Origin of the sequence: Acinetobacter sp. F-1 (assembly GCF_022869025.1) — a bacterium.
GTDB lineage: Bacteria > Pseudomonadota > Gammaproteobacteria > Pseudomonadales > Moraxellaceae > Acinetobacter > Acinetobacter pseudolwoffii.
Genome location: NZ_JAJKFX010000038.1, coordinates 1 through 332, shown reverse-complemented (window position 1 = coordinate 332; position 332 = coordinate 1). Strand labels below are relative to the sequence as shown.

The 332-nt window shown below is 41.0% G+C and carries 1 protein-coding gene; it reads left to right on the top strand.

All coding sequences use genetic code 11. The features are described from left to right. Positions 1 to 332 (top strand): hypothetical protein (locus LOZ91_RS14575; protein ID WP_244783469.1); only part of this gene is annotated, 332 nt, incomplete at both ends.

Here is a 332-nt window from a genome sequence, read left to right as displayed (position 1 = left end):
GGTTGGCATCATTGAAGGGTGATTCACTTTACGAGATCTATTTAACGACGGTAAAAGAAGGTGTAACACCACTGACAGAAGAGAAATGGCTTGAGTCATTAAAAGGTACGAATGGTGCATCTGCTTATGACATTTATCTCAGCACATTAGCTGAAGGTGAAACACCACTCAGCAAAGAACAATGGTTAGATTCATTGAAGGGTGACTCTCTCTATGAGATCTATTTAACGACGGTAAAAGAAGGTGAAACCCCACTTTCAGTTGAAGACTGGGTTAAGGCACAAAAAGGTGAACAAGGTGATTCAGCCTACCAAGTGTATGTCAATAGCTTG